11 protein-coding genes are annotated in these 7,246 nt (G+C 55.9%); 10 read left to right on the forward strand and 1 reads right to left on the reverse strand.

Annotated elements, in window-relative coordinates:
- Together BS626_RS11795 and slyD are read left to right on the forward strand one after the other, a co-directional pair.
- Positions 1-195 carry a YheV family putative zinc ribbon protein gene (locus BS626_RS11795; RefSeq protein WP_075182590.1) on the forward strand — a complete coding sequence of 65 codons (195 nt, stop codon included), beginning with the start codon at positions 1-3 and terminating at the stop codon, positions 193-195.
- A gap of 132 nt (positions 196-327) precedes the next feature.
- The gene (gene slyD / locus BS626_RS11800; RefSeq protein ID WP_075182591.1) at positions 328-864 is read left to right on the forward strand and encodes a peptidylprolyl isomerase; all 537 of its coding nucleotides are present in this window, start codon (positions 328-330) and stop codon (positions 862-864) included.
- 61 nt (positions 865-925) lie between these two features.
- Here slyD and BS626_RS11805 read toward each other — a convergent pair whose 3' ends face one another.
- Entirely contained in the window at positions 926-1,144 is a 219-nt protein-coding gene (locus tag BS626_RS11805; protein WP_075182592.1) for a SlyX family protein, read from the reverse strand.
- 289 nt (positions 1,145-1,433) lie between these two features.
- Between BS626_RS11805 and fkpA the strand changes: the two genes are divergently transcribed.
- From fkpA to fusA, 8 genes are all read left to right on the forward strand, one after another.
- Positions 1,434-2,264, forward strand: a complete 831-nt coding sequence (gene fkpA, locus BS626_RS11810) for an FKBP-type peptidyl-prolyl cis-trans isomerase (protein WP_075182593.1) — start codon at positions 1,434-1,436, stop codon at positions 2,262-2,264.
- Between the two features lie 184 nt (positions 2,265-2,448).
- Positions 2,449-3,171: a transcriptional regulator gene (locus BS626_RS11815; protein WP_075182594.1), complete on the forward strand. Its 723-nt coding sequence runs from the start codon at positions 2,449-2,451 to the stop codon at positions 3,169-3,171.
- Entirely contained in the window at positions 3,171-3,557 is a 387-nt protein-coding gene (gene tusD, locus BS626_RS11820; RefSeq protein WP_075182595.1) for a sulfurtransferase complex subunit TusD, read from the forward strand. The genes BS626_RS11815 and tusD overlap by 1 nt, the downstream gene beginning before the upstream one ends.
- Entirely contained in the window at positions 3,557-3,916 is a 360-nt protein-coding gene (tusC, locus tag BS626_RS11825; RefSeq protein ID WP_075182596.1) for a sulfurtransferase complex subunit TusC, read from the forward strand. Before tusD ends, tusC begins: the two co-directional genes overlap by 1 nt.
- A gap of 9 nt (positions 3,917-3,925) precedes the next feature.
- Positions 3,926-4,213: a sulfurtransferase complex subunit TusB gene (gene tusB, locus BS626_RS11830; protein ID WP_075182597.1), complete on the forward strand. Its 288-nt coding sequence runs from the start codon at positions 3,926-3,928 to the stop codon at positions 4,211-4,213.
- 124 nt (positions 4,214-4,337) lie between these two features.
- Positions 4,338-4,712 carry a 30S ribosomal protein S12 gene (gene rpsL / locus BS626_RS11835; protein ID WP_075182598.1) on the forward strand — a complete coding sequence of 125 codons (375 nt, stop codon included), beginning with the start codon at positions 4,338-4,340 and terminating at the stop codon, positions 4,710-4,712.
- Positions 4,713-4,808: 96 nt separating this feature from the next.
- A complete protein-coding gene (gene rpsG / locus BS626_RS11840; protein WP_017803037.1) occupies positions 4,809-5,279 on the forward strand; it encodes a 30S ribosomal protein S7 in 471 nt (156 codons plus the stop codon).
- A 93-nt stretch (positions 5,280-5,372) separates the two neighbouring features.
- Positions 5,373-7,246 (forward strand): elongation factor G (gene fusA / locus BS626_RS11845; RefSeq protein ID WP_075182599.1); only part of this gene is annotated, 1,874 nt, incomplete at its 3' end.

Here is a 7,246-nt window from a genome sequence, read left to right on the forward strand (position 1 = left end):
ATGCGTAAACGATTTATCGCGGGCGCTACCTGCCCGCAGTGTCAACAACAAGACACGCTCGCCCTATGGCGGGAAAACGATGTGGACGTGGTCGCTTGCGTAACATGCGGCCATCAGATGCGTGAAGCGGATAAGCAGGCGCAGAAACAGGTGCGTCCGCAGGAAACGGTAATCGGTATTTTCCGCCCAAAATAGCGCACTTACGCCGTTTTTTTGCCTGAAACCATACAGCGGCGTTGATTTCCGTTACAATTGCCGCCATACCCTCTGTGTCGGCGGCCCAGGCGCGCTGGCAGGGTATACAGAATTTAACGCTTAGGAGATATCATGAAAGTAGCAAAAGACCTGGTGGTCAGCCTGGCCTATCAGGTACGTTCAGAAGACGGTGTATTGGTTGATGAGTCTCCGGTGAGCGCACCGCTGGATTACCTGCACGGCCATGGCTCTCTGATTTCCGGCCTGGAAAAAGCGCTGGAAGGCCGCGACGTTGGCGAGAAGTTTGAAGTGAACATCGCTTCGTCTGATGCCTACGGCGACTACGACGAAAACCTGGTGCAGCGCGTACCGAAAGACGTCTTCATGGGCGTGGACGAGCTGCAGGTGGGCATGCGCTTCCTGGCCGAGACTGACCAGGGTCCGGTGCCGGTAGAAATCACCGCCGTTGAAGACGACCACGTTACCGTTGATGGCAACCATATGCTGGCCGGGCAGAACCTGAACTTCAACGTGGAAGTCGTCGCGATTCGCGCAGCCACAGAAGAAGAGATCGCCCACGGACACGTCCACGGCGAACACGATCATCATCACGATCACGATCACGGCGAAGAAGGCTGTGGTACGGGCGGCTGCGGCTGCAAGCACTGATCGCTGTCGACCAAAAAAAGCCACCGACGGGTGGCTTTTTTTTTGCGCTGCGCCGAACGGTTCAGTAGTGCGGCGGCGGCGTCTCTTCGGACTGTGAGGCGATCAGCGAGGGCGCCGCCGCTTTCAGCTTGTCGGTTAACAGACGCATCTGTTCCCGCAGTCGCGCCATTTCCAGTTCGTGCTGGACCACCGTTTCGTTAAGCTGCTCAAGGGTGTCTTCCTGAAAAGCCAGTCGGCTTTCCAGCATCTCCAGGCGATCTTCCAGACTGGCATGTGGCATGTAGTATCCTCTTGTGACCGGTTGCCGCGCGAGCGGGGCGTATACGCTATTTTAAGGCGAAATCACTTGCGCAAAGAAGCAAATTACCGCTACTTTCGCCAGTGCGCTTGAAAAAAGAGGATACCGTCATCATCTCTGGGGTGAAACTTCCCGGAAAAACCGGAGTCCGAAGTTAACTCAGCGAAGGCGTTGCGAGCCAACCACAGGTTGCTCGCATCCTGTATCGACGGCCCCGACAGGGCTGCATAATGATTTCCGAGGTGAGAGGCTTCGGGTTTGGAGAAAATGGATGAAAGCGTTATTTAAAGTCACGATGTTAGCCGCCGTAATGGCCACCGCGTTCAATGCGCCGCTGGTGAGCGCTGCCGATAAAGCGGCCCCGGCTGATGCCGCTGCTGCCCAGACCGCGCCGAAGAACGCTGCGTTTAAAAACAGTGATGAGCAGTCCGCGTACGCGCTGGGTGCATCGCTGGGTCGTTATATGGATAACTCTCTGAAAGAGCAGGAAAAACTGGGTATCAAGCTCGACAAATCTCAGCTGATTGCCGGCGTTCAGGATGCGTTTGCCGGTAAGAGCAAGCTGTCCGACAAAGAAATTGAGCAGACCCTGCAGGCCTTTGAAGGCCAGGTGAAGGGCGCAGCCCAGGCGAAGATGGAAAAAGACGCCACTGAGAATGCCGCGAAGGGCGAAGCCTACGCCGCGAAGTTTGCCAAAGAGAAGGGCGTGAAAAAGACGGACAGCGGCCTGCTGTACAAAGTAGAGAAAGAGGGTACCGGTAGCGCACCGAAAGACAGCGATACCGTGGTGGTGAACTATAAAGGTACCCTGACCGACGGTACCGAGTTCGATAACTCCTACACCCGCGGCGAGCCGCTCTCTTTCCGCCTTGATGGCGTGATCCCTGGCTGGACTGAAGGCCTTAAGCACGTGAAGAAAGGCGGTAAAATTACCCTGGTTATCCCACCGGACCTGGCCTACGGTAAAAACGGCGTACCGGGCATTCCGGCCAACTCCACGCTGGTGTTTGATGTCGAACTGCTGGACATTAAGCCGGCTGCCAAAGGCAATGATAAAGCGGCCGCACCGGCTGCTGACGCGGCCAAACCGGCGGCAAAATAAGTCCTGCGCCTGCCCCCGCGGGGGCAGGCACTTGTCCCCGATTTTCTTCCTTCCGCCCGCCAGGCAAATAACCCATAATGTCGCAATGGCCTTGCTGTCCGCCGCGTGCCTCCTGACGTCGACGCCACGCTGCAGCAGTGAGACGGTGTTGAATTTACTCTCTGTCACCCTGGATGGTCTTGTCATGTCAAATTCGCTTTTGCCCGGTGAGTTTTCCGACACCGAGGTACTGGAACCGCGTCCTTTTAACGCAGGCGATCGCGAGATACTTAAGTCGTATGAAGCGGTCGTGGATGGCCTGGCGATGCTGATCGGCGCCCACTGCGAGATCGTGCTGCACTCGCTGGAGGATTTAAAGTGTTCGGCGGTGCGGATCGCCAACGGTGAGCATACCGGACGGCAGGTGGGGTCACCGATCACCGATCTGGCGCTGCGCATGCTGCACGACATGACCGATGCGGACAGCAATGTGTCGAGCGCCTATTTTACGCGGGCCAAGAGCGGGGTGCTGATGAAATCGGTTACCATCGCCATTCGCAACGCCCGGCAGCGGGTGATCGGCCTGCTGTGTATCAATATGAACCTGGATGTGCCTTTCTCACAGGTGATGGCGACCTTTATGCCGCCGGAGCAGCTGGAGATGGCCTCCTCAGTCAACTTTGCCAGCTCGGTAGAGGATTTGGTGACGCAGACGCTGGAGTTTACCATCGAAGAGGTGAGTGCCGATCGCACGGTCTCCAACAACGCCAAGAATCGCCAGATTGTTCTGAATCTCTATGAGAAGGGCATCTTCGATATTAAAGATGCGATTAACCAGGTGGCCGAGCGGTTGAATATTTCTAAGCACACGGTTTATCTGTACATTCGCCAGTTTAAAAGTGGCGACGTTGGCGGGCAGGATCGCTGATGCGCTACGCCCTGCTTGTGACCGGCCCGGCCTATGGCACCCAGCATGCCAGCAGCGCGCTGCGCTTCGCCGAGGCGCTGATTGCCGCCGGGCATCAGCTGGAGAGCGTTTTTTTCTACCGCGAAGGGGTGCTCAACGGGAACCAGCTGACGTCGCCCGCCAGTGATGAATTTGATCTGGTACGTGGCTGGCAGCGGCTGCATGAGGAGCACGGAGTGAGCCTGAATATTTGCGTAGCGGCCGCGCTGCGCCGCGGCGTGGCTGACGCGCAGGAGGCGCAAAATCTGGCGCTGCCGGCGGCTAATCTCCAGCCCGGCTTTATGCTCAGCGGCCTGGGAGCGCTGGCTGAAGCCAGTCTGACCTGTGACCGGGTGGTGCAATTCTGATGAATACCGTTGCCGTCGTTTTTACCCAACCGCCGCACGGCAGCAGCGCCGGCCGGGAAGGGCTGGACGCCGTACTGGCACTGTCGGCGCTGAGCGAGGAGATTGCCCTGTTCTTTATCGGGGATGGCGTATTGCAACTGTTGCCGGCACAGCAGCCGCAGCGTATTCGGTCACGCGATTATATCGCTACCTTTGGGGTACTGCCGCTGTATGACGTAGAGCAGTATTACCTGTGTGCCACCTCACTGGCTGAACGCGGACTGCCGGTAAACGGCCCGTTTGTGCTGCCGGCCGCGGTGCTTGGTGATGCCGCGTGGCGCGACAAGCTGGCCGGGTTTGACGTAGTGCTGACCTTTTAAGGAGTCCCGATGCTGCATACGCTGAGCCGTTCCCCGACCCGCTGCGATTTTCAACTATTGCTGCGCAGCCTGCGCGCCGGCGATGAGCTGCTGCTGTTTCAGGATGGTGTACTTGGCGCGCTGGCGCAGAGTCGAGCCTGGGCGCAACTGTCGCAGACGGGCGTGGCGGTAAGCGTGCTGGCTGATGATGTTGCGGCGCGGGGGCTGTCTGAGCAAATAGTGAGCGACATTGCCGCGATCAGCTATACTGAGTTTGTCGCAATGACCACCCGCCACCGTCAGCAGATGGCCTGGTGATGGCGGAAACCTGGTTATTTCTTGACACCCTTAACGCTCAGCCCTAAAATTCCGCGTCCTCGTATTCTTACGAGGCGGATTTATTACGTGTTTACGAAGCAAAAGCAAAACCAGGAGCTATTTAATGGCAACAGTTAACCAGCTGGTTCGCAAACCACGCGCGCGCAAAGTTGCAAAGAGCAACGTGCCAGCGCTGGAAGCTTGCCCGCAGAAACGTGGTGTATGTACTCGTGTATACACTACTACCCCGAAAAAACCGAACTCCGCACTGCGTAAAGTTTGCCGTGTTCGTTTGACCAACGGTTTTGAAGTCACCTCCTACATCGGTGGTGAAGGTCACAACCTGCAGGAGCACTCCGTGATCCTGATCCGTGGCGGTCGTGTTAAAGACCTGCCAGGTGTGCGTTACCACACTGTTCGTGGCGCGCTGGACTGCTCCGGTGTTAAAGACCGTAAGCAGGCTCGCTCCAAGTATGGCGTGAAGAAGCCAAAGGCTTAATGGTTCTCCGTTAAGTAAGGCCAAACGTTTTAACTTAAATGTCAAACTAAACTCGTAGAGTTTTGGACAATCCTGAATTAACAACGGAGTATTTCCATGCCACGTCGTCGCGTCATTGGTCAGCGTAAAATCCTGCCGGATCCTAAGTTCGGATCAGAGCTGCTGGCCAAATTTGTAAATATCCTGATGGTAGATGGTAAAAAATCTACTGCTGAAGCAATCGTCTATACCGCGCTGGAGACCCTGGCTCAGCGTTCTGGTAAAAACGAACTGGAAGCTTTCGAAGTCGCCCTGGACAACGTCCGCCCTACCGTGGAAGTAAAATCCCGCCGCGTAGGTGGTTCGACTTATCAGGTACCAGTTGAAGTCCGTCCGGTCCGTCGTAATGCGCTGGCAATGCGTTGGATCGTAGAAGCTGCTCGTAAACGCGGTGATAAATCTATGGCTCTGCGCCTGGCGAACGAACTTTCTGATGCTGCAGAAAACAAAGGTACTGCAGTGAAGAAACGTGAAGACGTTCACCGTATGGCCGAAGCCAACAAGGCGTTCGCTCACTACCGCTGGTAACAGCTCAGTAGTTGTTATTAACCCAGCGGGCGCTAAGCAAGCCAACCCGCTGGGATTGACTAACTTAGAACGTCCGAGAATCAGAGGAATCAAATGGCTCGTACAACACCCATTACGCGCTACCGTAACATCGGTATCAGCGCACACATCGACGCCGGTAAGACCACCACTACCGAACGTATTCTGTTCTACACCGGTGTTAACCACAAAATCGGTGAAGTTCATGATGGCGCGGCCACCATGGACTGGATGGCGCAGGAGCAGGAGCGTGGTATTACCATCACCTCCGCCGCAACCACGGCATTCTGGTCTGGTATGGCTAAGCAGTTCGAGCCACACCGCGTAAACATCATCGACACCCCGGGACACGTTGACTTCACCATCGAAGTAGAACGTTCCATGCGTGTTCTCGACGGCGCAGTGATGGTTTACTGTGCGGTTGGTGGTGTTCAGCCTCAGTCTGAAACCGTATGGCGTCAGGCGAACAAATATAAAGTTCCGCGCATTGCGTTCGTTAACAAAATGGACCGTATGGGCGCGAACTTCCTGAAAGTGGTTGGCCAGATCGAATCACGTCTGGGTGCCACGCCGGTTCCTCTGCAGCTGGCTATCGGCGCGGAAGAGAACTTCACCGGCGTTGTTGACCTGATCAAGATGAAAGCCATCAACTGGAACGATGCAGATGCGGGCGTGACCTTCGTATACGAAGAGATCCCGGCGGACATGCAGGAACTGGCCGAAGAGTGGCGCCAGAAGCTGGTTGAGTCTGCGGCAGAAGCGTCTGATGAGCTGATGGAGAAATTCTTTGGCGGCGAAGAGCTGACTGAAGAAGAGATCAAAGGCGCACTGCGTAAGCGCGTACTGAACAACGAAATCATTCTGGTTACCTGTGGTTCTGCGTTTAAGAACAAAGGTGTCCAGGCGATGCTGGATGCGGTCATTGAGTACCTGCCAGCACCGACTGACGTACCGGCAATCAACGGTATGCTGGATGACGGCAAAGATACCCCGGCTGAGCGTCATGCTGACGACAAAGAGCCGTTCTCTGCGCTGGCGTTCAAAATTGCTACCGACCCGTTCGTCGGTAACCTGACCTTCTTCCGCGTCTACTCCGGTGTGGTTAACTCCGGTGACACCGTGCTGAACTCCGTGAAGTCAGCGCGCGAGCGTCTGGGCCGTATCGTTCAGATGCACGCCAACAAGCGTGAAGAGATCAGCGAAGTTCGCGCAGGCGATATCGCTGCAGCGATCGGTCTGAAAGACGTGATGACCGGTGACACCCTGTGTGACCCGAACGCGCCAATCATTCTGGAACGTATGGAGTTCCCTGAGCCGGTAATTTCTATCGCCGTTGAGCCGAAAACCAAAGCTGACCAGGAAAAAATGGGTCTGGCTCTGGGTCGTCTGGCGAAAGAAGACCCGTCATTCCGCGTATGGACTGACGAAGAGTCAAACCAGACCATCATCGCCGGTATGGGTGAGCTGCACCTCGACATCATCGTTGACCGTATGAAGCGTGAGTTCAACGTAGAAGCAAACGTTGGTAAGCCGCAGGTGGCGTATCGCGAAGCGATCCGTTCCAAAGTTACCGACGTTGAAGGTAAGCACGCTAAACAGTCGGGTGGTCGCGGTCAGTATGGTCACGTCGTATTCGACATGTACCCGCTGGAGCCGGGCTCCAACCCGAAAGGTTACGAGTTCATCAACGACATCAAAGGCGGTGTGATTCCTGGCGAATACATCCCTGCGGTGGACAAAGGTATCCAGGAGCAGCTGAAGTCTGGTCCGCTGGCCGGCTATCCGGTAGTGGATCTGGGGGTTCGCCTGCACTTCGGTTCTTACCATGATGTTGACTCCTCTGAACTGGCGTTTAAACTGGCCGCTTCTATCGCCTTTAAAGAAGGCTTTAAGAAAGCAAAACCAGTTCTGCTTGAGCCGATCATGAAGGTTGAAGTAGAGACTCCGGA

The organism is Pantoea sp. 1.19 (genome assembly GCF_001922585.1).
Lineage (GTDB): Bacteria > Pseudomonadota > Gammaproteobacteria > Enterobacterales > Enterobacteriaceae > 1-19.